Below are 396 nucleotides of genomic sequence, written 5' to 3'. Positions count from 1 at the left end.
AAAATTTTAATATTCACAGCTTTGGTTTGCATGGGAGTCATTACTTCCTGTAAAGAAAAATTTCTGGAAACCACACCGCTTGGCGTTGGTAACGAGGCGATGCTTTCGAACAAAACCGGGGTTAATGCCGTATTGATAGGCGCATATAGTATGCTGGATGGCGTTGGTTCCGGCGGGACATATTTTTCTGCAGTAAGCAACTGGATTTATGGAACCGTTGCATCTGACGACGGATACAAGGGAAGTGACGTAGGTGACCTTGCCCAGATCACTACCATTGAAAAATATATCCAGCAGGCAGATATTGGTGGTTTCAATGAAAAATGGGTAGCGCTGTATGACGGAATTTCACGTTCCAACGACGTTCTTCGTCTCATTTCAAAAGCCTCTGATATG

1 protein-coding gene is annotated in these 396 nt (G+C 43.9%); it reads left to right on the top strand.

Going from position 1 to position 396, the window contains the following annotated elements; genetic code table 11:
• A partial coding sequence (locus ACFQQJ_RS08070) for a hypothetical protein (RefSeq protein ID WP_377105528.1) occupies nucleotides 1-396 on the top strand: 396 nt, incomplete at both ends.

Origin of the sequence: Propionicimonas sp. T2.31MG-18 (assembly GCF_964266745.1) — a bacterium.
Classification (GTDB): Bacteria; Actinomycetota; Actinomycetes; order Propionibacteriales; family Propionibacteriaceae; genus Propionicimonas.
The sequence above is the reverse complement of the archived record's forward strand: the minus strand, read 5'-3'. Positions and strand labels throughout refer to the sequence as shown.